This window comes from Pseudomonas ulcerans (genome assembly GCF_036324125.1).
Lineage (GTDB): Bacteria > Pseudomonadota > Gammaproteobacteria > Pseudomonadales > Pseudomonadaceae > Aquipseudomonas > Aquipseudomonas ulcerans.
Genome location: NZ_JAZDQN010000051.1, coordinates 1 through 24171, shown reverse-complemented (window position 1 = coordinate 24171; position 24171 = coordinate 1). Strand labels below are relative to the sequence as shown.

General features: G+C 64.6%; 24 protein-coding genes. 5 read left to right on the top strand and 19 right to left on the bottom strand.

Going from position 1 to position 24171, the window contains the following annotated elements:
• Positions 1–10 precede the first annotated feature (10 nt).
• The 5 genes from fabG to V0R59_RS27995 form a co-directional block, all read right to left on the bottom strand.
• Positions 11–751, bottom strand: coding sequence for a 3-oxoacyl-ACP reductase FabG (gene fabG, locus V0R59_RS28015; RefSeq protein ID WP_330077828.1), 741 nt, complete (start codon positions 749–751; stop codon positions 11–13).
• A gap of 14 nt (positions 752–765) precedes the next feature.
• Positions 766–1704: an ACP S-malonyltransferase gene (gene fabD, locus V0R59_RS28010; RefSeq protein ID WP_330077827.1), complete on the bottom strand. Its 939-nt coding sequence runs from the start codon at positions 1702–1704 to the stop codon at positions 766–768.
• Positions 1705–1831: 127 nt separating this feature from the next.
• Positions 1832–2842: a phosphate acyltransferase PlsX gene (plsX, locus tag V0R59_RS28005; RefSeq protein ID WP_330077826.1), complete on the bottom strand. Its 1011-nt coding sequence runs from the start codon at positions 2840–2842 to the stop codon at positions 1832–1834.
• 3 nt (positions 2843–2845) lie between these two features.
• A complete protein-coding gene (gene rpmF, locus V0R59_RS28000; protein ID WP_009406838.1) occupies positions 2846–3028 on the bottom strand; it encodes a 50S ribosomal protein L32 in 183 nt (60 codons plus the stop codon).
• Between the two features lie 13 nt (positions 3029–3041).
• Positions 3042–3569, bottom strand: a complete 528-nt coding sequence (locus tag V0R59_RS27995) for a YceD family protein (protein ID WP_330077825.1) — start codon at positions 3567–3569, stop codon at positions 3042–3044.
• Positions 3570–3663: 94 nt separating this feature from the next.
• Between V0R59_RS27995 and V0R59_RS27990 the strand changes: the two genes are divergently transcribed.
• Entirely contained in the window at positions 3664–4242 is a 579-nt protein-coding gene (locus V0R59_RS27990; RefSeq protein ID WP_330077824.1) for a Maf family protein, read from the top strand.
• A 50-nt stretch (positions 4243–4292) separates the two neighbouring features.
• Here the strand turns inward: V0R59_RS27990 and V0R59_RS27985 are convergent, their stop codons facing one another.
• From V0R59_RS27985 to rluC, 3 genes are read right to left on the bottom strand one after another with little or no spacing between them, the layout of a single operon-like run.
• A complete protein-coding gene (locus tag V0R59_RS27985; protein WP_330077823.1) occupies positions 4293–5276 on the bottom strand; it encodes a S49 family peptidase in 984 nt (327 codons plus the stop codon).
• Between the two features lie 7 nt (positions 5277–5283).
• A complete protein-coding gene (locus V0R59_RS27980) occupies positions 5284–5961 on the bottom strand; it encodes an HAD-IA family hydrolase (protein ID WP_330077822.1) in 678 nt (225 codons plus the stop codon).
• Positions 5951–6907: a 23S rRNA pseudouridine(955/2504/2580) synthase RluC gene (gene rluC, locus V0R59_RS27975; protein ID WP_330077821.1), complete on the bottom strand. Its 957-nt coding sequence runs from the start codon at positions 6905–6907 to the stop codon at positions 5951–5953. The genes V0R59_RS27980 and rluC overlap by 11 nt, the downstream gene beginning before the upstream one ends.
• A gap of 731 nt (positions 6908–7638) precedes the next feature.
• Here rluC and rne point away from each other — a divergent pair.
• The gene (gene rne, locus V0R59_RS27970; RefSeq protein WP_330077820.1) at positions 7639–10836 is read left to right on the top strand and encodes a ribonuclease E; all 3198 of its coding nucleotides are present in this window, start codon (positions 7639–7641) and stop codon (positions 10834–10836) included.
• 87 nt (positions 10837–10923) lie between these two features.
• Here rne and murB read toward each other — a convergent pair whose 3' ends face one another.
• From murB to V0R59_RS27930, 8 genes are all read right to left on the bottom strand, one after another.
• Positions 10924–11937 (bottom strand): UDP-N-acetylmuramate dehydrogenase, encoded by a 1014-nt coding sequence (gene murB / locus V0R59_RS27965; protein WP_330077819.1) that lies wholly within the window; start codon positions 11935–11937, stop codon positions 10924–10926.
• A complete protein-coding gene (locus V0R59_RS27960) occupies positions 11934–12398 on the bottom strand; it encodes a low molecular weight protein-tyrosine-phosphatase (protein WP_330077818.1) in 465 nt (154 codons plus the stop codon). Before V0R59_RS27960 ends, murB begins: the two co-directional genes overlap by 4 nt.
• On the bottom strand, positions 12398–13162 hold the full coding sequence (gene kdsB / locus V0R59_RS27955; protein ID WP_330077817.1) for a 3-deoxy-manno-octulosonate cytidylyltransferase: 765 nt from the start codon (positions 13160–13162) through the stop codon (positions 12398–12400). The genes V0R59_RS27960 and kdsB overlap by 1 nt, the downstream gene beginning before the upstream one ends.
• The gene (locus tag V0R59_RS27950) at positions 13159–13344 is read right to left on the bottom strand and encodes a Trm112 family protein (protein ID WP_045187141.1); all 186 of its coding nucleotides are present in this window, start codon (positions 13342–13344) and stop codon (positions 13159–13161) included. The genes kdsB and V0R59_RS27950 overlap by 4 nt, the downstream gene beginning before the upstream one ends.
• 40 nt (positions 13345–13384) lie before the next feature.
• Positions 13385–14395 carry a tetraacyldisaccharide 4'-kinase gene (gene lpxK / locus V0R59_RS27945; protein WP_330077816.1) on the bottom strand — a complete coding sequence of 337 codons (1011 nt, stop codon included), beginning with the start codon at positions 14393–14395 and terminating at the stop codon, positions 13385–13387.
• Positions 14395–14826 carry an ExbD/TolR family protein gene (locus V0R59_RS27940; protein WP_330077815.1) on the bottom strand — a complete coding sequence of 144 codons (432 nt, stop codon included), beginning with the start codon at positions 14824–14826 and terminating at the stop codon, positions 14395–14397. Before V0R59_RS27940 ends, lpxK begins: the two co-directional genes overlap by 1 nt.
• Positions 14823–15458: a MotA/TolQ/ExbB proton channel family protein gene (locus V0R59_RS27935; protein ID WP_330077814.1), complete on the bottom strand. Its 636-nt coding sequence runs from the start codon at positions 15456–15458 to the stop codon at positions 14823–14825. The genes V0R59_RS27940 and V0R59_RS27935 overlap by 4 nt, the downstream gene beginning before the upstream one ends.
• A gap of 63 nt (positions 15459–15521) precedes the next feature.
• Positions 15522–17723: a DNA internalization-related competence protein ComEC/Rec2 gene (locus V0R59_RS27930; RefSeq protein WP_330077813.1), complete on the bottom strand. Its 2202-nt coding sequence runs from the start codon at positions 17721–17723 to the stop codon at positions 15522–15524.
• A 156-nt stretch (positions 17724–17879) separates the two neighbouring features.
• Here V0R59_RS27930 and V0R59_RS27925 point away from each other — a divergent pair, with 156 nt between their 5' ends.
• Positions 17880–18419 (top strand): DUF2062 domain-containing protein, encoded by a 540-nt coding sequence (locus V0R59_RS27925; RefSeq protein ID WP_330077812.1) that lies wholly within the window; start codon positions 17880–17882, stop codon positions 18417–18419.
• On the opposite strand, the gene V0R59_RS27920 is transcribed toward V0R59_RS27925, so the two are convergent.
• The 3 genes from V0R59_RS27920 to V0R59_RS27910 all read right to left on the bottom strand — a co-directional run bounded on the left by V0R59_RS27920 (position 18387) and on the right by V0R59_RS27910 (position 20864).
• Positions 18387–19166 carry an ABC transporter permease gene (locus V0R59_RS27920; protein ID WP_330077811.1) on the bottom strand — a complete coding sequence of 260 codons (780 nt, stop codon included), beginning with the start codon at positions 19164–19166 and terminating at the stop codon, positions 18387–18389. The genes V0R59_RS27925 and V0R59_RS27920 overlap by 33 nt on opposite strands.
• Positions 19163–20095, bottom strand: a complete 933-nt coding sequence (locus V0R59_RS27915; RefSeq protein WP_330077810.1) for an ABC transporter ATP-binding protein — start codon at positions 20093–20095, stop codon at positions 19163–19165. The genes V0R59_RS27920 and V0R59_RS27915 overlap by 4 nt, the downstream gene beginning before the upstream one ends.
• A gap of 145 nt (positions 20096–20240) precedes the next feature.
• Complete coding sequence (locus V0R59_RS27910; protein WP_330077809.1) at positions 20241–20864, bottom strand: glutathione S-transferase family protein; 624 nt, start codon at positions 20862–20864, stop codon at positions 20241–20243.
• Positions 20865–21041: 177 nt separating this feature from the next.
• Between V0R59_RS27910 and V0R59_RS27905 the strand changes: the two genes are divergently transcribed.
• Together V0R59_RS27905 and V0R59_RS27900 are read left to right on the top strand one after the other, a co-directional pair.
• Complete coding sequence (locus tag V0R59_RS27905) at positions 21042–23489, top strand: acyl-CoA dehydrogenase (RefSeq protein ID WP_330077808.1); 2448 nt, start codon at positions 21042–21044, stop codon at positions 23487–23489.
• Between the two features lie 76 nt (positions 23490–23565).
• Positions 23566–23976: a PA2817 family protein gene (locus V0R59_RS27900; protein ID WP_330077807.1), complete on the top strand. Its 411-nt coding sequence runs from the start codon at positions 23566–23568 to the stop codon at positions 23974–23976.
• The last annotated feature ends 195 nt before the right edge of the window (positions 23977–24171 follow it).

The window sequence follows — 24171 nt, the reverse complement described above, 5'->3', positions numbered from 1 at the left end:
TCACATTTGACTACATGTACATCCCGCCGTTGACTGGAATGGTTGCGCCAGTCACGTAGGCCGCGCCATCGGACGCCAGGAATGCGACCACTTTCGCGATCTCATCAGCCTGACCCAGACGGCCCAGCGGAATTTGTGTCTGCAGCGCTTCACGCTGCGCTTCAGGCAGCTCGCGGGTCATATCGGTGTCGATAAAGCCCGGAGTGACCGAGTTGACCGTGATGGAACGGGAACCCACTTCGCGGGCCAGTGCACGGCTGAAGCCCTCCAGGCCGGCCTTGGCGGCGGCGTAGTTGGCCTGGCCGGCGTTGCCCATGGCCCCGACCACCGAACCGATGCTGATGATACGACCCCAGCGTGCCTTGGTCATGCCGCGCAGCACGCCCTTGGACAGACGGTAGAGGCTGTTCAGGTTGGTGTCGATGACATCGAACCACTCGTCATCCTTCATGCGCATCATCAGGTTGTCGCGGGTGATACCGGCGTTGTTGACCAGGATCGCCGGCGCACCGAACTGTTCGGTGATGCTCGCCAGGACCGCACTGACCGACTCGTCGCTTGTGACGTTCAGTTCCAGGCCGGTACCGGTGATGCCGTGTTCCTTGAGAGTGGCCGCGATACGCTCGGCACCGGAAGCGGACGTGGCGGTACCGATCACGGTAGCGCCCAGGCGACCCAGTTCCAGGGCAATGGCCTGGCCGATGCCACGGCTGGCGCCGGTGACCAGTGCAACTTTACCTTGCAGACTCATGCAAGCTCTCCTAATTAGGCCAGCGCCGCGCGGGTGGCGGCGACGGCATCCGGGGTGTTGAGGTTGTAGGTGGTGACGCCTTCGGCGCAACGCTTGTTGAGACCGGCGAGGACCTTGCCAGGACCGCACTCGACCAGTTGCACCGCACCCTTGGCGGCCAGGGTCTGCACGCATTCAACCCAACGTACCGGCTTGTACAGTTGCTCCAGCAGGTCACGCTTGAGGGTTTCCAGATCGGCCGGCACTGCCGCGCTGACGTTTTGCACCAGCGGGATCTGCGGGGCCTTCCAGGCGATGGCATTGACCGACTCGGCGAAGCGCTCGGCGGCCGGGCGCATCAGTTCGCAGTGCGATGGCACGCTGACCGGTAGCGGCAGGGCGCGCTTGGCGCCACGGGCCTTGCAGCCTTCCATGGCGCGATCGACCGCAGCCTTGGCACCGGCGATGACCACCTGGCCAGGGGAGTTGAAGTTGACCGCGCTGACCACCTCGCCCTGGGCCGCTTCGGCACAGATGGCGACGACATCGGCGTCGTCCAGACCGAGAATCGCGGCCATGGCGCCCTGCCCGGCCGGCACGGCTTCCTGCATCAGTTGACCGCGGCGCTCGACCAGCTTGACCGCGTCGGCCAGCTCCAGGCTGCCGGCAGCGACCAGCGCGCTGTATTCACCCAGGCTGTGCCCGGCGACGAAGACCGGACGCGCGCCGCCTTCGGCCAGCCACAGGCGCCACAGGGCGATCGAGGCGGTCAGGATGGCCGGCTGGGTTTTGTCGGTTTGGTTGAGTTGCTCTTCCGGACCATTCTGGACCAGCGCCCAGAGATCGTAGCCCAGAGCCTCGGAGGCCTCACGGAAGGTGTCGATGACCAGCGGGTGCTGGGCGCCCAGCTCGGCAAGCATGCCGAGCGACTGCGAACCTTGACCAGGAAAGACGAATGCGAGGGATGCAGACATTGAACAAGCCCCTAGTGATCTTGTCGTCGAAAATGAGTGTCCAGCCGTAGCTGGACACAAGAAAACCGAAAGTTGGATGGTAACGAGAACCAAGCGGTCACATTTAACCACTTCCTGGCGAATATGCCTAAAGCAACAGATCCTCGAGACGTCCGTGCAGGCGCTGAGGCAGGTTTTCCTGGATCTCGATGAGCGCGCGCTGGATGGCACTCTGGAAACCCTGCACCCCGGCGGAACCATGGCTCTTGATGACGATGCCCTGCAGGCCGAGGAAGCTGGCGCCATTGTGCCGCGCTGGCGCCAGGTCTGCCTGCAGGCGCTTGAGCAGCGGCATGGCCATCGCTCCGACCACCCGCGCAGCCATGCCACCACGGAACAACGCTTCGATACGCGCACCGATCATGGTCGCCAGGCCTTCGCTGGACTTGAGCAGGATATTGCCAACGAAACCATCGCACACCACCACGTCCGCCTCGCCGCGATACAGGCCGTCACCCTCGACGAAGCCGATGTAGTTGAGGCCGCGGGCCTGCTGCAACAGGCTGGCCGCCAGCTTGACCTGCTGGTTGCCTTTTATGTCCTCGGTGCCGACGTTGAGCAGGGCCACCCGCGGCCGGGAGATCCCCAGGGCCTGGGCCGCCACCGACCCCATCACCGCGAACTGGTACAGGTGCTCGGCGCTGCAATCGACGTTGGCACCAAGGTCGAGCAACTGGCAGTAACCGGTCTGGGTCGGAATCGCCGCGACCATCGCCGGGCGATCGATGCCGGGCAGGGTCTTCAGCACATAACGCGACAGGGCCATCAGCGCACCGGTATTGCCGGCACTGACACAGGCCTGGACCTTGCCGTCACGCAATAATTCGAGGGCGACGCGCATCGACGAATCGGGCTTGCCACGCAACGCCTGGGACGGCCTCTCGTCCATGCCGATCACTTCGCTCGCCGCAACGATCTGCAGGCGCGCGCGATCCGCAGCCGACTGGCCAGCAATCAGGTCTTCAAGGAGGGAGGGTTGACCGACGAGGGTCAGGTGTAGCGAGGGTGTTGCCGAGAGACAAGCAAGGCTTGCCTGGACAATGCTGCGGGGACCGAAGTCCCCGCCCATTGCGTCGATCGCAATGATCTGAGCGGACAAGGATTACTCGTCAGCGCCCTTGTCGATCACTTTGCGGCCACGGTATACGCCTTCTGGCGAAACGTGGTGACGCAGGTGAACTTCACCGGTGGTTTTCTCTACGGACAGGGCGTTGGCTTCGAGGGCATCGTGCGAACGGCGCATGTCACGGGCAGAGCGGGATTTTTTGTTCTGCTGAACAGCCATAATTGATTAACTCCTAAACGTTTGGGTCACGCTTTAACTGCGCCAATACACTGAACGGGTTGGACCGCTTTACCTCGTCCTCGCTCGGTTCGGGCTCATCGGCGCCCGCCGGCTGCTGGCATTCTTCCGGATGATGAGCAGGCACGATGGGCAAGGCGAGCAACAGCTCTTCCTCGACCAATGCCTGCAGATCCAAAGGATCCTCGCCCAGTTCCAGCACGTCATAACCTTTCGGCAACGACTGGGTATTCGCACCCTCCTTCACCACGGCGTAAGTACATTCGCTGTGGATCGGCAGGGTGACCAGCTCAAGACAACGCTGGCAAACCATCTTGACCTCGACGTTCAGGTCGGTGTGGAAAACCACCGAGCCCTGCTCGTCGCGCTCAAAATCGAATTTGGCCTGCACCGTACCGACATTATCGGAAAGCGGGTCGCAGAGTCTCTCCAAATCGGCGAGCGGTACGCTTCCTTCGATGGAAACGCCACGATCGGCCAATTTGCGCGGGTCAACGTGAGGTGGAATCGGGTCATTCAACATAGGCGCAGCATTCTAGGGATGCCCCCCGCCCCTGTCAAAGGAAATTCCGCCCGTCCGGCATGTTAGAATCGCCGAACCTGCACTGGAGTACTTCATGCTACCGCTGATCCTGGCTTCCAGCTCACCCTACCGGCGCGAATTGCTGGCGCGCCTGCATATTCCCTTCGACTGGGCCGCCCCGGATATCGACGAGCGGCGCCTCGACGACGAGCCTGCGGTCGAGCTGGTCAAGCGCCTGGCCCGGGAAAAGGCCCACGCCCTGACTGATCGCTTCCCCGCCCACCTGATCATCGGCTCCGACCAGGTCGCCGTGCTCGGCGAGCAGATCCTCGGCAAGCCGCACACCTTCGACAAGGCCTGCGAACAACTGCTGGCGGCCAGCGGCAACCACGTCACCTTCCTTACCGGCGTCGCCCTGCTCAACAGCGCGACCGGTGAATGCCAGGTGGATTGCGTGCCGTTCAGCGTGCACATGCGAGAACTCGACCTGCCACGGATCGAGCGCTACCTGCACATCGAGCAGCCCTACGACTGCGCAGGCAGCTTCAAGTGCGAAGGCCTCGGTGTCAGCCTGTTCCAAGGCACCCATGGCTGCGATGCCACCAGCCTGATCGGCCTGCCGCTGATCCGCCTGGTGGACATGCTAATAAAGGAAGGCGTCAGCGTTCCTTGAGCCAAATGAAAAGCCGACCATGAGGTCGGCTTCTTTCATCGAGAACGCGATCAGCGCAGGGTCGGCCCCTGGAAGCCCATCCACATCGCCAGGTGCTCGGCGACACTGGCACCGAGACGCTTGGAGAACCGATCGAACGGCGATTCCTCGATGGTGAAGTCCACCAGATCCTTCTCACCCACCACCTCACGCGCCACATAGCCGGCACTGCCCAGGGCATCCACCAGCCCCAGGCCGACAGCCTGCTCACCCGACCAGATCAGCCCGCTGAACAGCTCGGGATGCTCCTTGTCCTTCAGTCGCTCGCCGCGGCCCTGCTTGACGCTGGCGATGAACTGCTTGTGGGTGGTTTCCAGCACCTGCTGCCAGAACTTCGTCTCCTCCGGTTTCTCCGGCTGGAAGGGATCGAGGAACGACTTGTGCTCGCCCGAGGTATAGCTGCGGCGCTCGACGCCCAGCTTCTCCATGGCGCCGACGAAACCATAGCCCGCCGCCGTCACCCCGATGGAGCCGACCAGGCTGGCCTTGTCGGCGTAGATCCGGTCCGCCGCGCTGGCGATGTAATAGGCGCCGGAAGCACCAAGATCGGTGATCACCGCGTACAGCTTGATATCCGGGTATTCGCCACGCAGCCGGCGGATCTCGTCATACACATAGCCCGCCTGGACCGGACTGCCGCCAGGGCTGTTGATGCGCAGGACCACGCCCTTGGTCTTCGGATCCTTGAACGCCGCGCGCAGGCTGCCGATGATATTGTCGGCACTGGCCTCTTCCTTGTCGGCGATCACCCCGCGCACCTCGATCAACGCCGTGTGCCCGTTGCCACCAACCGCACTCTTCTCCATCTTCGCCAGCGGCGAGAACAGGAACAGCAGGCCGAACAGATAGAGGAACGTCAGCAGCTTGAAGAAGATCCCCCAGCGCCGTGCCCGACGCTGCTCCTGGACACTGGCCAGCAGGGTTTTCTCCAGCAGCTGCCAGCTCTTCTGCTCTTCGTTCCTCTCTTCGCGAGGCGCCTTCCACTCATCGACCATGCTTTACCTACCCTGGAATTACCGTTGCCGCCGCCCGTCCGAGCCAGGCCGGCAACTGTGAAAAGTGTTCGATAGACAACTGCGGCTGGTGAACGCTCAACATCTCCAGCGACATCGCACCATAGCCCACTGCCACGGCGTGCATGCCGGCATTTCGCGCCATGATCAGGTCGAAAGCCGAGTCACCGACCATCAGCGCCCGCGACGCCGGGACCTGGCAGTGCGCGAGGATCTCTTCCAGCATCAGCGGATGCGGCTTGCCGCGGGTTTCGTCGGCAGCACGGGTGATGTCGAAGAAATCCTCCCAGCCGTTGGCACGCAGTACCCGATCCAGACCACGACGCGCCTTGCCGGTCGCCACCGCCAGACGGTAGCCCTCGCCCCGGAAGGCGTCCAGCGCCTCGACCACACCCGGGAACAACGGTGAGGGCTGGTCATCCAGAGCCATGTAGATATCGGCATAGTGCTGACGAAACGCCATGACCTCGGCCTCGTCCAGCGCCGGGTACAGCACGCTGATCGCTTCGGGCAGGGCCAGGCCGATGATGCCCTTGACCGCGTCATCGCTGCACAGCGGGTAGCCCGCACGCTCGGCAGCGCCATGCATGGCCTCGACGATACGGCCGATGGAATCGGCGAGGGTGCCGTCCCAGTCGAAGATCAGCAGGTCATAGTCACGTTGCACTCAGGCGCTCCACGGTCTGGGCCCACATTTCGTCAACCGGAGCCTCCAGTTTCAGCTCACCGCCCTCCGGCAGCGGCACGGTCAGGGCATAGGCGTGCAGGAACAGGCGCTTGCCACCCAGCTCGCGAATTTCCCGAGTGAAATCCTCGTCACCGTACTTGCTGTCACCAGCGATGGAATGACCGGCGTGCAGGGCATGCACGCGGATCTGATGGGTACGACCGGTGATCGGGCGCGCCTCGACCATGGTGGCAAAGTCACCGAAGCGGCGCAGCACGCGGAATACCGTCAGTGCTTCCTTGCCTTCATCGTTGACCTCGACCATGCGCTCGCCGGAGCGCAAGTTGCTCTTGAGCAGCGGCGCGTTGACCTGCTTCTTGCTGGTGGCCCAGTGCCCCCGGACCAGCGCCATGTAGCGCTTGTCCACCCCATCGCCACGCAACTGGGTGTGAAGATGGCGAAGCATGCTGCGCTTCTTGGCGATCATCAGCAGGCCGGAGGTGTCACGATCGAGGCGGTGCACCAGCTCCAGTTCCTTGGCATCCGGGCGCAGCTGGCGGAATGCCTCGATCACGCCGAAGCTCAGGCCGCTGCCGCCATGCACGGCGATACCCGCCGGCTTGTTGAGCACGATCAGCGCCTTGTCTTCGTAGACGATGGCCGCTTCGAGACGCTGCAACAGGCCCTGGGCCACCGGCACCGGCTCGTCGCGCTCGGGCAGACGAACGGGCGGGACGCGCACGATGTCGCCGGCCTGGATCTTGTATTCGGGCTTGATGCGACCCTTGTTCACCCGCACTTCGCCTTTGCGCAAGATGCGGTAGATCAAGGTCTTGGGTACGCCCTTGAGGACATTGACAAGGAAGTTGTCGATACGCTGGCCGGCAAGTTCCGGCGGGACTTCGATCAGCTGGACGCTGGAAGTCGGAGGGGTAGTGGTCGTCATTGGCGGATCATAACAATTTTTTATGGAATTGAAGCACTTAATCATTGCTGCTATAGTCGCGAACGCCGCCAAAAGCGGCTGGCCAGCGGACCAATGGCTTCGAGCCGGCCCTGACCTACGCAATTCTCGAGGACGCGAGGCCGTCCGACGGGGCTTTCGCCAGTTTACAGAAATGCCTGGAATCGCCACCAGCGCCGATGAGAGAAGACCGATAAAAAACAACAAGAGCGGCTTTTGACCCTCCCTTCCCGTTTTTTTTCGATGCCACTCTTCTCAGTGCCAACGCTTTCACGCAGTCATGGCGGATGCTTCGGAAATACCTGCCTTAGCCATAAACTGCGCGGGCTCCCGTTCGGAGCCGGCGATAAATGCAACCCGTTGCGGATTCAGCGCGCGGCAGCACCCGATTATCAGGGATACGTGTAGGGTGGAGATGCACAACCGTCGGACCGTGTAGTACTGCGTCCAGGCCTCATCGCCGGACCTGGTCTCGAAACAGGATGCCCTCCGGGCGTCCACGGACGAAGGCTGATTCCTCCTCCTGACTGACGTGCATATGACACAACAGCAAGCAGGACGCGTCGTCGCGGCTTCGGCAGCACTGGTCACCAGTCAACCGGATGTCGCGGGACACGGGATGGCCCGCCACCCCTGACGCACCCTGACACCGACCGTGAGAAGTCGTGTGTGCCGAACGCCGTTTCCGGCAGCCCGGAAACCGACGGTATTACATGAAAAGAATGCTGATTAACGCGACTCAACCCGAAGAGTTGCGTGTTGCTCTGGTAGATGGCCAGCGCCTCTACGACCTGGACATCGAGTCCGGTGCGCGCGAGCAGAAGAAGGCCAACATCTACAAAGGCCGGATTACCCGCATCGAACCCAGCCTCGAAGCCGCCTTCGTCGACTTCGGCTCCGAACGCCATGGCTTCCTGCCCCTCAAGGAAATCTCCCGCGAATACTTCAAGAAGAACCCGGAAGGCCGGGTCAACATCAAGGAAGTACTGAGCGAAGGCCAGGAAGTCATCGTCCAGGTCGAGAAGGAAGAACGTGGCAACAAGGGCGCCGCCCTGACCACCTTCATCAGCCTGGCCGGCCGCTACCTGGTCCTGATGCCGAACAACCCGCGTGCCGGTGGCATCTCCCGCCGCATCGAAGGCGAAGAGCGCAACGAACTGCGTGAAGCCCTCAACGGCCTGGTCGCTCCTGCCGACATGGGCCTGATCGTGCGCACTGCCGGCCTGGGCCGCAGCAGCGAAGAAATGCAGTGGGACCTCGACTACCTGCTGCAACTCTGGACCGCGATCAAGGAAGCGTCCCAGGACCGCTCCGCTCCTTTCCTGATCTACCAGGAAAGCAATGTCATCATCCGTGCCATCCGCGACTACCTGCGCCAGGACATCGGCGAAGTGCTGATCGACAGCATCGATGCCCAGGAAGAAGCCCTGACCTTCATCCGCCAGGTGATGCCGCAGTACGCCAGCAAGATCAAGCTGTACGAAGACAGCGTCCCGCTGTTCAACCGCTTTCAGATCGAAAGCCAGATCGAGACCGCCTTCCAGCGCGTGGTCGACCTGCCGTCCGGCGGCTCGATCGTCATCGACCCGACCGAAGCCCTGGTCTCCATCGACATCAACTCGGCGCGCGCCACCAAGGGTAGCGACATCGAGGAAACCGCCCTGCAGACCAACCTGGAAGCGGCCGAGGAAATCGCCCGCCAACTGCGTCTGCGAGACATCGGCGGCCTGATCGTGATCGACTTCATCGACATGACCCCGGCCAAGAACCAGCGCGCCGTGGAAGAAAAGGTCCGCGAATGCCTGGAAGCCGACCGTGCCCGCGTCCAGGTCGGCCGCATCTCGCGCTTCGGCCTGCTGGAAATGTCCCGTCAGCGCCTGCGTCCATCCCTGGGCGAAAGCAGCGGCATCGTCTGCCCGCGCTGCAGCGGCACCGGCATCATCCGTGACGTCGAGTCGCTGTCCCTGGCGATCCTGCGTCTGATCGAGGAAGAAGCCCTCAAGGACCGCACCGCCGAAGTCCGCGCCCAGGTACCGATCCCGGTCGCCGCGTTCCTGCTCAACGAAAAGCGCAACTCGATCACCAAGATCGAACTGCGTACCCGTGCGCGCATCGTCATCCTGCCGAACGACCACCTGGAGACACCGCACTTCGAAGTGCAGCGCCTGCGTGACGATAATCCGGAAGCCCTGAGCGGCCAGTCCAGCTACGAGATCGCCGCCGCCGAGGTCGAGGAAGCGCCGCAAGCCGCCGCCACCCGTACCCTGGTGCGTCAGGAAGCCGCGGTGAAGACCGCCCCGGCCCGTGCCAACGCTCCGGTGCCGAGCGCAGAAGAGGTGCAACCCGCCCCTGCCGCTCCGGTTCACGTCGCGCCGGAGCCAAGCTTGTTCAAGGGTCTGGTCAAGTCGCTGGTCAGCCTGTTCGCCGGCAAGGAAGAACCTGCCGCCCCGGCCGCCGCCGAGAAGCCTGCCGCCGTCGAGCGTCCGCAGCGCAACGAAGAGCGTCGCAACGGTCGCCAGCAAAGCCGTAACCGCAATGGCCGTCGCGAGGAAGACCGCAAGCCGCGCGAAGAGCGTGCCGAGCGCGCCCCACGCGAAGAGCGCCAGCCACGCGAGGAATCCCAGCCTCGCGAAGAGCGCGCACCGCGCCAGCCACGTGAAGAGCGTCAACCACGCGCTCCACGTGAAGAGCGCCGTCCCCGCGAGGAGCGTCCGGTCCGCGAACTGCGCGAGCCGCTGGATGCCGCTCCGGCCGTGCGTGAAGAACGCCCTGAGCGCGCACCGCGCGAGGAGCGTCAACCACGGGAAGAGCGTGCGCCGCGTGAAGAACGCGCCCCACGGGAAGAGCGCGCACCGCGCGAGGAACGTGCTCCACGTGAAGAGCGTGCCCCTCGCGAGGAACGCCAGCCACGTGAAGAGCGCCAGCCGCGTCCGCCGCGTGAAGAGCGTCAGCCACGCCCAGCCGAGCAGGCTGCCGAGGCTGCCGAGGAACAACTGCCGAACGAAGAACTGCTGCAGGATGACAACCAGGAAGGCGCTGAAGGCGAACGTCCGCGTCGTCGCTCCCGTGGTCAGCGTCGTCGCAGCAACCGTCGTGAGCGTCAGCGCGATGCCAACGGCAACCTGGTCGAAGGTGACGACGCAGGCGAAGAAGGTCAGGAGCCAAGCGCTGCCGAACTGGCTGCCGGCCTGGCCGTGACCGCCGCAGTCGCCAGCAGCGCCATCAGCGCCAACGCCGAAGCCGAGGCGCACGCCCAGGCCGAGCGCGCCACCGCTACCGTCGAGGAAAGCGCACCGCAGGTCGAGCCTGCTCCAGTGCAATCCCAGGCCGCGGAAATCGCCGAAGTCGCCGAGGCGGTGAAGCCTGCCGAAGAAGCCCCTCAGGTGGAAATCGCGCCAGTGGTCGAGCAGCCTGCCAGTGTCGTCGAAGCGGTAGAACCGAGCGTCGAGCCAGTGGTTGAAGTCGTTTCGCAGCCTGTTGAGCAGCCTGCCGAAGTGCCAGCGCCGGTCGTTGAAGCGCCTGTCGAGCCGGTAGTGGCCGAGCAGCCTGAAGCCCAGGAGCCTGTGGCGGAAGTCCAGCCACAAGCCGAAGCGATCGTCGCCGAGCCTGCGCCAGTGGAAGCTCCTGCCGTCGTGGAAGCGCCAGCCCCTGTGGTCGAGGCGCCAGCCGCCGAACCTCTGGCGAGCGAAGCGCCAGTCGTGGCGCCGTCGAACGGCCGCGCACCGAACGACCCGCGTGAAGTGCGTCGTCGCAAGCGTGAAGCTGAAGCAGCCGCTGCTGCCGCAGCCGCTGCAGCGGCCGCCGCCGAGGCGCAGGTCACCGAGGCGCCAGCCAAGGAAGCTGCCCCTGAAGTGGTAGAGGAAGCGCCAAAGGCCCTGGAAACCACTGAAGAGCACAAACCGCACTTCTGATTTCCAAAGGCTGATAAAAAGCCCCGCCAGTGAAAACTGGCGGGGCTTTTTATTTTCTGATTGCTACCGGGAGACCGATTCACCAAATCAGTACAGATTCGGCTCCATCTCCAGCTCGACACCAAACCGCTCCAGCACATCGTCCTGGATCTTCTGCGCCAGCTCATGCAACTGCTCGCCGCTCGCCTGGCCATAGTTGACCAGCACCAGCGCCTGCATCCGGTGCACACCGGCATCGCCGTCACGATAGCCCTTCCAGCCCGCCTGCTCGATCAGCCAGCCCGCCGCCAGCTTCATCTCGCCATCGGCCTGTGGATAAGCCACCAGCCCCGGATGCTGCTCACGAATGCGCCCGGCCAGTTCGGCACTGACTACCGGATTCTTGAAGAAGCTGCCGGCATTGCCCAGCTCGGCGGGATCCGGCAGTTTCTCCCGACGGATGCTGCAGATCGCCACACTGACATCCTTGGCGGTCGGCTCCGCGATATCCGCCAGGCGCTGACGCACCGGGCCATAGTCGAGGTGCAGCGCTGCCGTGCGACTGAGTGCGAAACGCACCCGCAGGATCACCCAGCGCCCGGGATTGCGCTTGAAGTAGCTGTCGCGATAGGCGAAATCGCAGTCTTCCAGGGTGAAGTCGCGCAGCTCGCCGGTCTGCCGGTCCAGCGCGGTAAGGCCGGCGAAGACATCCTTGATCTCCACGCCATAGGCACCGATGTTCTGCATCGGTGCGGCGCCCACGGTGCCCGGGATCAGGCTGAGGTTCTCCAGCCCCCCCAGACCTTGCTCAAGGGTCCACTGCACGAACGGATGCCAGGGCTCGCCCGCCTCCGCCTCGACCACGACCCGCTGGCCATCGTCGGACAGCAGGCGGATACCGCTGCTGCTCATGCGCACTACCAGGGCGCTGATGTCGCGGGTCAGCAACAGGTTGCTGCCGCCGCCGATCACCAGCACCGGCAGGTCTTCGCTGCCGGCGTACGCCAGCAGCTGGCGCACATCGTCGTCGCTGCGGGCCTGGGCAAAATAACCGGCCTTCACGTCGATGCCGAAGCTGTTATAGGGCTTGAGGGAAACCTGTGATTCGACCTTGGCGCTCATAGCCGCCCCTTCAGTTCGATGACTAGGCCGCGGCACGCCGCCTCGATCAGGTCGAGAACCTGTTCGAAGCCCTGCTCGCCGCCGTAGTAAGGATCCGGCACTTCGTCCATGGTGCTTTCGTAGCGACGCAGGAAGAGGTCCAGTTCGGCGCTGGCATGGCCCGGACGCATGGCCTTGAGATGGGCCAGGTTGCTCTCGTCCATCGCCAGGATCAGGTCGTAGCGGGTGAAGTCCGCTACGCTCACCTGCTGCGCACGTTGCGCCGACAGGTCATAGCCACGCAATTGCGCAGCGCGGCGGGTACGGCTGTCGGGCGGATTGCCGACATGCCAGTCACCGGTCCCGGCCGACGCCACGTGAATGACCTCGGCCAACCCGGCCTCGGCCAGCTGATGACGCAGCACGCCTTCCGCAGTCGGCGATCGGCAGATATTGCCCAGGCACACGAACAGGACGCGCATCAGGCCTCCAGCAAGCGCCGCACGCGCTCCAGGTCTTCCGGGGTATCGACGCCCACCGGCGGTGCTTCCAGGGCATCGGCGACGTGGATGCGCACGCCATGCCAGAGGGCGCGCAACTGTTCCAGCGCCTCGGTCTGCTCCAGCCAGCACGGACCCCAGCCGACGAAGTCCTGGAGGAATCCGGCACGGTAGGCGTACATGCCGATATGACGGCGATACGGCACGCCTTCCGGCAATTGCTCACGGTTCCGGGCCAGGGCGTCGCGAGCCCAGGGCAGCGGCGCGCGGCTGAAGGTCAGGGCCAGGCCGTTGCAGTCGGCCACCACCTTGACCACGTTGGGGTTGAACAGGGCCGTGACATCCTCGAGCGGCTCGCCCAGGGTGGCGATGCCGGCTTCCGGATGGGCTGCCAGGTTGGCCGCCACCTGGTCGATGATCGACGGCGGGATCAGCGGCTCGTCGCCCTGCACGTTGACCACGATGGCGTCGGCGGGCAAGCCCAGCGCGGCCGCCACTTCGGCCAGGCGGTCGGTACCCGACTCATGGTCGTCGCGAGTCAGCAGCACCTCGGCACCGAAGGCCTGGCAGGCCTCGACGATGCTCGCGTCATCGGTGGCGATCACCACGCGCTCGGCGCCGCTCTTGTGCGCCTGCTCCCAGACATGCTGGATCATCGGCTTGCCGGCGATCGGCAGCAGCGGTTTGCCCGGCAGGCGCGTGGAGCGCAGGCGAGCCGGAATCACGACGGTGAAGACCAGGCTCATTTGTCCAGGCGCTCGTCGTCGCTCAGGGTGCGTGCTTCGCTTTCCAGCATCACCGGGATGCCGTCGCGAATCGGATAGGCCAGGCCGGCGCCCTTGCTGATCAGCTCGGTCTTGTCGGCGCTGAGCTTGAGCGGGCCCTTGGTGATCGGGCAAGCGAGGATATCGAGCAGTTTGGTGTCCATGGGGGTTTTCCTCAGGCCTGTGGCCGGAAACAGAAAAGAATCAGGGCTGCCGGGTAGTCGGCAGCAGGCGTGCCAGTTGCTCGTCGAGCCAGCGCACGAACGCCGGCGACGGCTGCGCATCGACGGCAAGATACCACCAGTCGGCTGCGGCGAAACTGCGACATTTCACGGCATCCTTCTCGGTCATCACCAGCGGCAGCGACGGGCTGAAAGCCAGGGCTTCGGCGCTGAAGACAGCATGATCGGCGAAAGGATGCTCCACTGGCTTCCAGTCTAGCCCGCGCAGGGTGTTGAAGAAGCGCTGCGGGTTGCCGATGCCGGCCACCGCGTGCACGGCCTGGCCGGCGGGAAAGTGCTCTACGGGGCGGCGCTCGCCGCTGCGCAGGTTGACCAGCGCGGTGGGCCGCAGGCTGAAGGCGAAACCGTCATCGCGATCAGCGACAGCACCGTTGTAGAGCAGCGCATCGACCTCCTGCAGCCGCTCCACCGGCTCGCGCAGCGGCCCGGCCGGCAGACAGCGGCGATTGCCGAGACCGCGGGCGGCGTCGATCAGCACCAGTTCCAGGTCGCGGGCCAGGCGGTAATGCTGCAGGCCATCGTCACACAGGATCAGGTCCAGCGGCTCGGCGTCGAGCAACGCGCGCACTGCCTGCGAGCGGTCCGGGTCGATCATCAGCGGCACGCCGCTGCGCTGCACGATCAGCAGGGGTTCATCGCCCGCGTGCTCGGCCGGCTGATCGGCCTGCACCCGCCATGGCAACTGTGGCGGTTTGGCGCCGTAGCCACGACTGACCACGCCAACGCGCAGGCCGCGCTGGCGGCAGTGTTCGATAAGGAAGAGGATCAGCGGGGTCTTGCCCGTGCCACCGACGGTGATGTTGCCCACCACCAGCACCGGCACCGGCGCGCGGTAGATGCTGCCCTCCCCGGCCAGGAAACGCTGGCGTTTGCCACGTACCACCTTGCGGTACAGGGCTTCGAGGGGCGAGAGCAGCGCAAGCAGTGGATGGCCCTTGTACCAGGCCTCCAGCAGACGATCAGCGAAGGCCATCAGGGCGTCCCCGGCGCGGCCTCGACCGTGGTCATGCGCAGATGGCTGAAGCCGAGCTTGCCGGCCGCATCCATCGCGGTCACCACGGCCTGGTGCGGGGTCTTACCGTCGGCGCTGATCGCCAGCGGCAGCTTGGTGTCACCGCCGGACTCCTTCTGCAAGGCCTCGGTCAGGGTCGCCAGGTCGCTCTTGGGCAGCAGGTTATTGTTCACCGAATACACGCCCTCGGCGCTGATGGTGATTTCCACCAGCTTCTGCTCCGAGTCTGGCGCAGGCGCGCCGCTGGCGGCTTCCGGCAGCTCGACGCGCAGCTGCGTCTCGCGGGTGAAGGTGGTGGTGACCACGAAGAACAGCAGCAGGATGAACACCACATCGATCAACGACGCCAGGTTGATGTCGACGTTCTCGCGTTGCTTGCGCCGGAATTTCACGCCTTGCCCTCGGACAGGTCGACTTCACGGTCGCCCTGCACCACTTCGACCAGCTTGATCGCTTCCTGCTCCATGCCGACCACCAGCTCGTCGATGCGGCGCTGCAGGAAACGGTGGAAGAATACCGACGGGATACCGACCATCAGGCCTGCGGCAGTGGTGATCAGCGCCTTGGAGATACCGCCGGCGAGCACCGCGGCGTTGGCAGTCATGCCCGAACCCATGAACGAGCTGAAGATGTCGATCATGCCCAGCACGGTGCCGAGCAGGCCCAGCAGCGGCGCCATGGCGGCGATGGTGCCGAGGGCGTTGACGTAGCGCTCCAGTTCGTGGATGACCCGGGCGGCCGCTTCCTCTATGCACTCCTTCATGATCTCGCGGCCATGGCGCGAGTTGGCCAGGCCAGCGGCCAGGATCTCGCCCAGCGGCGAGTCGGCGCGCAATGCCTTGAGTTTCTCGGTGTTGAGTTGCTTGTCCTTGATCCAGCGCCAGACCTGACCGAGCAGGTGCGGCGGGGTCACGCGGCTGGCGCGCAGGGTCCACAGGCGTTCAGCGACGATAGCCATGGCAGCGATGGAACTCAGAATGATCGGCAGCATCATCCAACCACCGGACTTGACCAATTCCCACACAGTAAGGACCCCCTCGGAAAAAGTCCTGCACTCTACCATAGGGGCCGTGGCTGCCGAAGGCTGTCATGTCGGTTCGCGCCAGAATCGCGGCCGTTCGCGCAAGCCTCGCGCCTTGCCGAAGCTGCCGAGTCGCAGATGCACGGCGCCGAGCAAGGCGCTGTCGTAGGTGGCGATTTGCCGCGCCGCATAGCGGGCCATCACCAGCAGCGACGGATGGCCGAAGCCGTTGTGCCTGCCACGGGAAATCAGCACGCCGCGAGGTAGCAGGGTGTCCAGGAAGCGCGGGCTGGAAGAAGTGCGACTGCCATGGTGCGGCGCCTGCAGCCAGTCCACCGGCCCGGCCTGCGGACCTTGCAGCCAGGCCTCCTCGGCGAGGCGATCGATATCGCCGGCAAGCAGCAGGGTTTCACCGGAAGCCTCGACCTTCAGCACGCAGGAATGCTGGTTGCTGTCATCGGCGCCCGCCCATTGCCAGAGCGAGAAACGCACCCCGTCCCACTCCCAGCCCTCGCCGCTGGTGCAGGGCTGCATCGGCAATTCGGAGGCTGGCTCGCCGGCGATCACGCGGCGCACCGGCAGACCCTGCCAGACCGCGCCAGCACCTCCGGCGTGATCGGCATGGGCATGGCTGAGCAGCATCAGGTCCAGGGTCTCGACGCCCAGCTTGCGCAGGCTCGGCAGCACTACGCGCTCGCCGAGGTCCAGCGCTTCCCGTGCGGGGCCGGCGTCATACAGCAACGCATGCTCGCGGGTGCGCAGGACAAAGGCCAGGCCCTGACCCACATCCAGTTGCCAGACATCCACCTGTCCCGGCGGAATCTGCTCGCGGGGTGCGAAGCCGGCCAACAGCAAGAGGGGCCAACCGAGCACCCGCATCGGCAGGCCCGCCGGCAATAGAAGCAGGAGTGCGCCCAGGCTGACCAGCAACCAGATCCCAATTGGCAGTGCAGGCGCAATCCAGGCAGGGCGCCAGTTGGCCAGCCAGCCCAGCAGCTCGAAGAGCACGGCGAGCAAGCCACCGGCCAGCCACAACAGCGCCTCCCCCACCAACGGCAACGGCAGCAGGACAGTGCCCGCCAGCGCCAGCGGCAGGACCAGCACGCTCAACCAGGGCACGGCGAACAGATTCGCCAACGGCGCGCTGAGGCTTACCGGCAACCCCAGCGCCAGCAGCACTGGCAACAGACCAACGGCGATGCACCACTGCGCCCTCCCCCAGGCCCGCCATGGCGACCAGGCGCCCAGACGAGCGCTGAACACCAGCACCAACACCGCGACAGCGGCGAAGGACAGCCAGAACCCGGGCAGCAGGCCGGCCAGCGGCTCGAAGAACAACACGGCAATCAACGCGATCAACAGCGGCCACGCGATACCCAGGTGACGGAAGCGCAAGCGCCACAGCAGCACCACTGCCAGCATGACGCAAGCGCGCTGCACCGGTACCTGGAAGCCAGCCAGCAAGCCGTAGCCCAGGGCGGCAGCAAACGCCAGGCCGCAGGCCCAGGGTAGCCACGGCTGACGCGGCGGCCACCAGCCGAACCGGAACAAGCCGGCCACCAGGCTGTAGACCAGCCCGGCCAGCAGGCCGATATGCTGGCCGGAAATCACCAACAGGTGCACGGTGCCTGTCGCCTGGAGCACATCCCAGCGCTCGCGCGCCATTCCACCACCATCGCCGAGCACCAACGCCGCGAGAGCCGCTTCCTGCCCCCAGGCATCCACCGCAAGCAGGCGCTGGCGAATGCCGTCGCGCCAGGCGCCGCTCGCCGCGGACAGGCGCTCACCATCCTTGACCGAACCCAATCCGCCGATGCGCCGTGCCAGCAAGGCCGCCTCGGGATCTGCTGCATGAGGATTGAGCAAACCCTGAGGGCGCTTGAGCGTGACCGCCAGGCGCCAACGCTCGCCGCTGTTGACGGGTGGCGCGTCGCGCCAGGTCAGGCGCAGTCGCTCGGGCAGCTCGGCACGCCGTGAATGCGGGGCCTCCAGTTCGAAGCGGACCTGGTCCGTATCCCGCGTCGGCAGGCCGACCACCTTCCCCTCGATCCACAAGGTGCGGCCATCGAGTTCCGGCGGCAGCCGGTCATCCAGCGCACGCTGCGCCGACGGCACGCTCCAGCACACGCCGAGAATGAACAGCGCCAAAGGCAAAAGCCGCCGCCACAGGCCTATCAGCCCCAAGGCAGCGATAAGCAGCAGCATGCCGACGGACGGCAAGACTGGAAGAAAGAGCGGACACAGCAGTCCGACCGCGAGCGCCAACATCCCTGTGCGCGTCATCTGAGCCCCGGATAATACGAAACGACCCAGCAGGCTTAGCCCATGACGAGGCGGGACTCGCTTATTAATTGTCACAAAGTCTGAATAGGCACAGTTTGTAATACGTGCATACTGGCCCCCTTCCGCACGCCGAGACCCCACATGCCGCGTCGACTTTTCAAGCGCTACATGCCCGATCCGACGGTCATCCGGGAACACAAGTCCTTACGATTCCTCGGTCGGTTGCTGCATGACGCCAACCTCTGGCACCTGAATCGTCACTCGGTGGCCCGGGCCATGGCGGTGGGGTTGTTCGCGGCGTTCATCCCCATCCCGATGCAGATGCTGCTGGCCGCCAGCCTCGCGGTGCTGGTGCGGGGCAACATGCCGATCGCGGTGAGCCTGGTCTGGCTGACCAACCCCATCACCATGCCGCCGGTGTTCTATTGCACCTACCAGATGGGCGCCTGGCTGATGGGCATCCCGGCCCGCACCCTGCCCGAGGAAATCACCTTCGACTGGATCACCGAGCAACTGTCGACCCTGTGGCAGCCATTCCTGCTCGGTTCGGTGGTATGTGGCGTGCTGCTCGGCGTCCTCGCCTACTGCCTGACCATGCTCTACTGGCGCTGGTGGGTGGGCAGGCAGTGGCGCCGGCGCAAGGCGAAGTCAGCTGCGCATTCCGCGTCCGCTGACCAGTAGGCGCACGCAGCCGAAGTACAGCACGGCAGTGGCGATCAGCATGAAGGTGATGGCAACGCCGATGCGAATGTCGGACACCCCGAGGATGCCGTAGCGGAAGGAGTTGACCATGTGCAGCACCGGGTTGGCCATGGACACGGTCTGCCAGAACGGCGGCAGCAGGTTGATCGAGTAGAACACCCCACCCAGGTAGGTCAGCGGCGTCAGCACGAAGGTCGGGATGATCGAGATGTCGTCGAAATTGCGCGCGAACACCGCGTTGATGAAGCCCAGCAGGGAGAAGATCGTCGCGGTCAGCACTACCACAAGAACGGTCACCCCCAGGTGATGCACCTGCAGATGGGTGAAGAACAGTGACAGCAGGGTCACGATCACCCCCACCGCCAGCCCGCGCAGCACGCCGCCCAGGACATAGCCGATGAGGATTGTGTGCGGCGACACCGGCGAGACCATCAGTTCCTCGATGGAGCGCTGGAACTTGCTGCCGAAGAAGCTGGAGACCACGTTGCCGTAGGAGTTGGTGATCACCGCCATCATGATCAGGCCCGGGACGATGTACTCCATGTAGGTGAAGCCGCCCATGTCGCCGATCTGCCTGCCGATCAGGTTACCGAAGATGACGAAGTACAGGACCATGGTGATCGCCGGAGGCAGCAGGGTCTGCGGCCAGATCCGGGTGAAGCGGCGAACTTCGCGGTAGACGATGGTATTGAGGGCGACCAGGTTGGCGCGCAGTTCCGAACTCATACCGCCACCTTGGACAGGTTCTTTTCAACCAGGGACACGAACAGCTCCTCGAGACGATTGGTCTTGTTGCGCAGGCTGGTCACCTCGATATTCTGCAGGGCCAACTGGCCGAACAGCGCGGTGATGCCCACTTCCTTGTCCACCTGGACTTCCAGGGTGTGCGGGTTGATCAACCGGCACGGGTAGCCGGCCAGTTGTGGCGCCTGGGGCAGGTCATGCCTGAGGTCGAGGACGAAGGTCTCGACATGCAGCTTGCCCAGCAACTGGCGCATGCTGGTGTTCTCGACGATGGTGCCGTGGTCGATGATGCCGATGTTGCGGCACAACTGCTCGGCCTCTTCGAGGTAGTGGGTGGTCAGGATGATGGTGATGCCCTGCTGGTTCAGCTCGGTGAGGAAGCTCCACATCGAGCGACGCAGCTCGATGTCCACCCCTGCGGTCGGCTCGTCGAGGATCAACAGCCGCGGCTGGTGGATCAGCGCCCGGGCAATCATCAACCGGCGCTTCATGCCGCCGGACAGCGAACGCGACGGCACGTCGCGCTTGTCCCACAGGCCGAGCTGGGTCAGGTACTGCTCGGCGCGTTCGTTGGCGACCTTGGGCGGAATGCCGTAGTAGCCGGCCTGGGTGACGACGATGTCGAAGGTCTTCTCGAACTGGTTGAAGTTGAACTCCTGCGGCACCACGCCGATGCTGCGCTTGAGCGCGGCGGGCTGGCGGTCGAGGTCATGGCCGAAGACGCTGACGCTGCCGCTGGTCTTGTTCACCAGGGTCGAGAGAATGCCGATGGTGGTGGATTTGCCGGCGCCGTTGGGGCCGAGCAAGGCGAAGAAGTCACCTTCGGCGACGTCCAGGTCGATGCCCTTGAGGGCCTGGAAGCCGTTGCCGTAGGTCTTGGTTAGCTGCCGAATGGACAGGGCTGAACTCATAGCGGGTCTGTGCACCGTTCGAATTGTTCGTGAATCAGGCTGTGACCGCTCGGGACGGTCGCGACAAGTGTGGCCATGGTGCAAGCCCCGGCCACACAAGTACAGTCAAGTCTATCGATAATAACTATCACATCGAGCGAAGCGATCAGGTCAGCGCGGTCATCACCGCCGCCTGATAGGCCGGACGCTCGCGCAGGCGCTCGTACCAGGCGCGCAGGTGGCGCATCTCCGGACGCTCGATGGGCATCTCGAACCAGGCATAGACAAAGCAGCCCAGGGGGATGTCACCCATGCCGACCTCCGCACCGGAGAGGAAGGGTTGCGCGGCCAGCGCTTCATCGGCGATGGACAGCAGTTGCGCGCAGGCCTTGTGCGCGGCGTTGATCGCCACCCAGTCCCGTTGCTCCTCCGGCGTGCGCAGGATGCCCCAGAACAGCGGGCGGAATGGCGTGGCCAGGGACGAGGTGGTCCAGTCCATCCATTTCTCCGCCCTGGCCCGCTCGACCGGATCCTGCGGGGACCAGGCAGTACCCGGCGCATGCTTGCCGCCGAGGTAGCGCACGATGGTGTTGGATTCCCAAAGCACCAGGCCGTCATCCTCGATCATCGGCACCAGGCCGTTGGGATTGAGTGCACGGTAGTGCGGCTCGTTGACCACACCGAAGGCACCGCCGGCGTCCACCGACTGATATTCCAGCCCCAGCTCTTCCGCGCACCACAGCACCTTGCGTACGTTGCTGGAATTTTTCCGACCCCAGATCTTGAGCATTTTTACATCCTGTTACCTGCGAGGGAGGCCCAGTCTACTCCAGCAGGGCGGCCAGGCAATCGTTGGCGAACTCCATCGGCAAGGACCTGTCACTGTTCAGACGAGGTCGTTCTGCAGAGGCGGGCTACGCTCTGTTGGACGTACTGACACGTGAAAAGGCTTCCAGGAGGAAACACTATGTTGCTGTTGTGGTTAGTGGTGCTGGTACTTGGCGCGGCCTGGCTGGCGCATCGACGGACGCCGGCACTGCCGGCCCTGGGGCTGGTCGCGGTGTATGTCATCGCCATGGGTATCTTCTCGCGGGCCCCGGGCTGGCTGACATTCCTGCTGTTGCTGGTGATCGCCGCCATCGCCGCGCCCCTGCTGCTTCCCGACCTGCGCCGCAGGCTGTTCAGCGCACCACTGTTCGCCTGGTTCCAGCGCACCCTGCCACCGATGTCGACCACCGAACGCGAGGCCATCGACGCCGGCACCGTGTGGTGGGACGGCGAACTGTTCAGTGGGCGCCCGGACTGGAACACCCTGCTGGGCTACTCGAAATCCGAACTGACCGCCGAAGAGCAGGCCTTCATCGACGGCCCCACGGAAGAACTCTGCGCCATGGTCACGGACTGGCAGATCGGCCAGGATATGGACCTGCCCCCCGCCGCCTGGCAACACATCAAGGATCACGGCTTCTTCGCCCTGATCATTCCCAAGGAATACGGCGGCAAGGGCTTTTCCGCCTACGCCCACTCCCAGGTGGCGATGAAGCTGGCGACCCGAAGCGGCGACCTGGCGTCCACCGTGATGGTGCCCAACTCCCTCGGCCCTGCCGAACTGCTCCTGCACTACGGCACCGACGAACAACGCAACCACTACCTGCCACGCCTGGCCCGTGGCGAGGAAATACCCTGCTTCGCCCTCACCGGCCCGCTGGCCGGCTCCGACGCGGGCGCCATGCCGGACACCGGGATCATCTGCAAAGGCCAGTGGAACGGTGAGGAAGTCATCGGTCTGCGCCTGAACTGGGAAAAGCGCTACATCACCCTCGGACCGGTCGCCACCCTGCTCGGCCTGGCCTTCAAGGCCCATGATCCGGATCACCTGCTCGGCGACCAGGAAGACCTCGGCATCAGCCTGGCACTGATCCCGACGGACACTCCCGGCGTCGAGATCGGCAAGCGCCACCTGCCCCTCGGCGCGGCCTTCATGAACGGCCCCAACGCCGGCAAGGACGTGTTCGTCCCGCTGGACTTCCTCATCGGCGGCCAGGCCATGCTCGGCAAGGGCTGGATGATGCTGATGAACTGCCTGTCGGTGGGCCGCTCGATTTCCCTGCCGGCGGTGGGCACCGGCGCGGCCAAATTCACCAGCTTGGTCAGCGGCCAGTACGCGCAGGTTCGCGAGCAGTTCAACGTGCCGCTGGCGGCCTTCGAAGGCATCCAGGAATCCCTCGCGCGCATCGGCGGCAATGCCTGGCTGATGGACAGCGCGCGCCTGCTGACCGCCAAGGCCGTGGACCTGGGCGAGAAACCCTCGGTGCTCTCGGCAATCCTCAAGTACCACCTTACCGAGCGCGGCCGCGAGTGCATCCAGCACGCCATGGACATCCACGGCGGCAAGGGCATCATCATGGGGCCGAACAACTATCTGGGTCGCAACTGGCAGGGTGCGCCGATCTTCATCACCGTCGAGGGCGCCAATATCCTCTCGCGCAACCTGATGATCTTCGGCCAGGGTGCGATCCGCTGCCATCCGTTCGTCCTCAAGGAAATGGCCCTGGCCGGTCGCGAGGATCATGAGCAGGCGCTACGGGAATTCGACGGCCTGCTGCTGCAGCACATCGGCTTCGCCGTCGGCAACGCCGCCAGCACCCTGGTGCTTGGCCTGGGCCTGGGACATTTCGAAAAAGTCCCGGGGGATGCGCTGAGCCAGGGCTATTTCCGCGCGCTGAACCGCCAGGCTGCGGCCTTCGCCCTGCTCGCCGACCTGTGCATGATGCTTCTCGGGGGCGAACTGAAGCGCCGCGAGCGCCTGTCCGCGCGACTCGGCGACGTGCTCAGCTACCTGTACCTCGGCTCCGCGGCACTCAAGCGCTACCACGACCTCAACTCCCCCTCGCATCTGCAACCGCTGTTGCGCTGGGCCATGGAGGAAAGCCTGGGCCAGGCGGAACAGGCGCTGGACCGCCTGCTCGACAACTTCCCCAACCGCTTCCTCGGCTGCGCGCTGCGCCTGGTGGTGTTCCCGTTCGGCCGCCGGCACAGCGGACCAAGCGACGAACTGGACGCGGAAATCGCCGCGCTGATCGGTCGTGGCGCCGGCGATCCGGCACTGGAAGAACTGCTGACCGGCTGCTATCGCCCGACCGATCCGAACGATCCGGTGGGCGCCCTGCAGCACGCCAGCCAGTTGCTGGCGGACAGCGCCGATCTGCACAAGAAGCTGCGCCACGCCCAGAAAAACGCCGGGTTCACGGTAAGCGCCGGCGAACCGCTGGTCGACGCGGCCCTGCGTGCCGGTGTCCTCGATAGCGCCGAGGCGCAACAGTTGCGCGATGCCGAGGCCGCGCGGCGCAAGGTCATCGACGTCGACGCCTTCACCAAGGAGGAACTGCTGCCCACCACCGGCAAGGTACGCTGAGCTCAATCCAGCCGGGACATCGGGCGCGGAGGGCCGTATACTCCCGCGCCCGTTTTTGCTTACAGAGGATCGCCGCATGGCCAACGCACACCTGGACTACCATCTCGTCCTGCTCAACCACCTGCGCAGCATCCTCGCCGCCCTGGGCGAAGCCGAACAGGTCCCGGAAGAAAGCCACGCGCTGTTCCTGGAGCGCTTCGATGAGCTGCTGGAACAACTGCCGCAGGATCCACTGGAAAGCCAGTACCTGGGCCAGGACCTGATGTGCCAGGTCATCCAGCGTTATCCACAGATCGCCCACCTGGTCCCGCGGGATCTGCTGTGGTTCTTTGGTGGCGACTGCCTGCACTTCATGCCGGACGAGGAACTGGACATGTACCAGGCCCTGGAAGAGCGCCGCTACGAAGCCGAGCAGAACGACGAGCCGTTCGACTGGAACCAGGAAAAGCAGCTGTTGAGCATGTCTGACCGGGACAGCCGGCACTGAAAGAAAAACGCCGCCTGTCCAGGCGGCGTTTTTTGTGCGGGTGTTTTCATGCACAAACGAAAAAAGGACCCGAAGGTCCTTTTTTCCTGGCTACCCGACCCGAAGATCCAGTAGCGCCATATTTGGAGCGGGAAACGAGACTCGAACTCGCGACCCCGACCTTGGCAAGGTCGTGCTCTACCAACTGAGCTATTC

Excerpts from the sequence above, each read along its gene's own strand:
- murB (WP_330077819.1), bottom strand. The coding sequence starts at position 11,937 with ATGAGCGCCAAGGTCGAATCACAGGTTTCCCTCAAGCCCTATAACAGC.
- V0R59_RS27920 (WP_330077811.1), bottom strand. The coding sequence starts at position 19,166 with ATGAGTTCGGAACTGCGCGCCAACCTGGTCGCCCTCAATACCATCGTC.
- fabD (WP_330077827.1), bottom strand. The coding sequence starts at position 1,704 with ATGTCTGCATCCCTCGCATTCGTCTTTCCTGGTCAAGGTTCGCAGTCG.
- kdsB (WP_330077817.1), bottom strand. The coding sequence starts at position 13,162 with ATGAGCCTGGTCTTCACCGTCGTGATTCCGGCTCGCCTGCGCTCCACG.
- V0R59_RS27950 (WP_045187141.1), bottom strand. The coding sequence starts at position 13,344 with ATGGACACCAAACTGCTCGATATCCTCGCTTGCCCGATCACCAAGGGC.
- V0R59_RS27900 (WP_330077807.1), top strand. The coding sequence starts at position 23,566 with ATGGCCAACGCACACCTGGACTACCATCTCGTCCTGCTCAACCACCTG.
- V0R59_RS27925 (WP_330077812.1), top strand. The coding sequence starts at position 17,880 with ATGCCGCGTCGACTTTTCAAGCGCTACATGCCCGATCCGACGGTCATC.
- lpxK (WP_330077816.1), bottom strand. The coding sequence starts at position 14,395 with ATGGCCTTCGCTGATCGTCTGCTGGAGGCCTGGTACAAGGGCCATCCA.
- rluC (WP_330077821.1), bottom strand. The coding sequence starts at position 6,907 with ATGACGACCACTACCCCTCCGACTTCCAGCGTCCAGCTGATCGAAGTC.
- rpmF (WP_009406838.1), bottom strand. The coding sequence starts at position 3,028 with ATGGCTGTTCAGCAGAACAAAAAATCCCGCTCTGCCCGTGACATGCGC.
- V0R59_RS27990 (WP_330077824.1), top strand. The coding sequence starts at position 3,664 with ATGCTACCGCTGATCCTGGCTTCCAGCTCACCCTACCGGCGCGAATTG.
- V0R59_RS27905 (WP_330077808.1), top strand. The coding sequence starts at position 21,042 with ATGTTGCTGTTGTGGTTAGTGGTGCTGGTACTTGGCGCGGCCTGGCTG.
- fabG (WP_330077828.1), bottom strand. The coding sequence starts at position 751 with ATGAGTCTGCAAGGTAAAGTTGCACTGGTCACCGGCGCCAGCCGTGGC.
- V0R59_RS27915 (WP_330077810.1), bottom strand. The coding sequence starts at position 20,095 with ATGAGTTCAGCCCTGTCCATTCGGCAGCTAACCAAGACCTACGGCAAC.
- V0R59_RS27930 (WP_330077813.1), bottom strand. The coding sequence starts at position 17,723 with ATGTTGGCGCTCGCGGTCGGACTGCTGTGTCCGCTCTTTCTTCCAGTC.
- rne (WP_330077820.1), top strand. The coding sequence starts at position 7,639 with ATGAAAAGAATGCTGATTAACGCGACTCAACCCGAAGAGTTGCGTGTT.
- V0R59_RS27910 (WP_330077809.1), bottom strand. The coding sequence starts at position 20,864 with ATGCTCAAGATCTGGGGTCGGAAAAATTCCAGCAACGTACGCAAGGTG.
- V0R59_RS27960 (WP_330077818.1), bottom strand. The coding sequence starts at position 12,398 with ATGCGCGTCCTGTTCGTGTGCCTGGGCAATATCTGCCGATCGCCGACT.
- V0R59_RS27985 (WP_330077823.1), bottom strand. The coding sequence starts at position 5,276 with ATGGTCGATGAGTGGAAGGCGCCTCGCGAAGAGAGGAACGAAGAGCAG.
- V0R59_RS27995 (WP_330077825.1), bottom strand. The coding sequence starts at position 3,569 with ATGTTGAATGACCCGATTCCACCTCACGTTGACCCGCGCAAATTGGCC.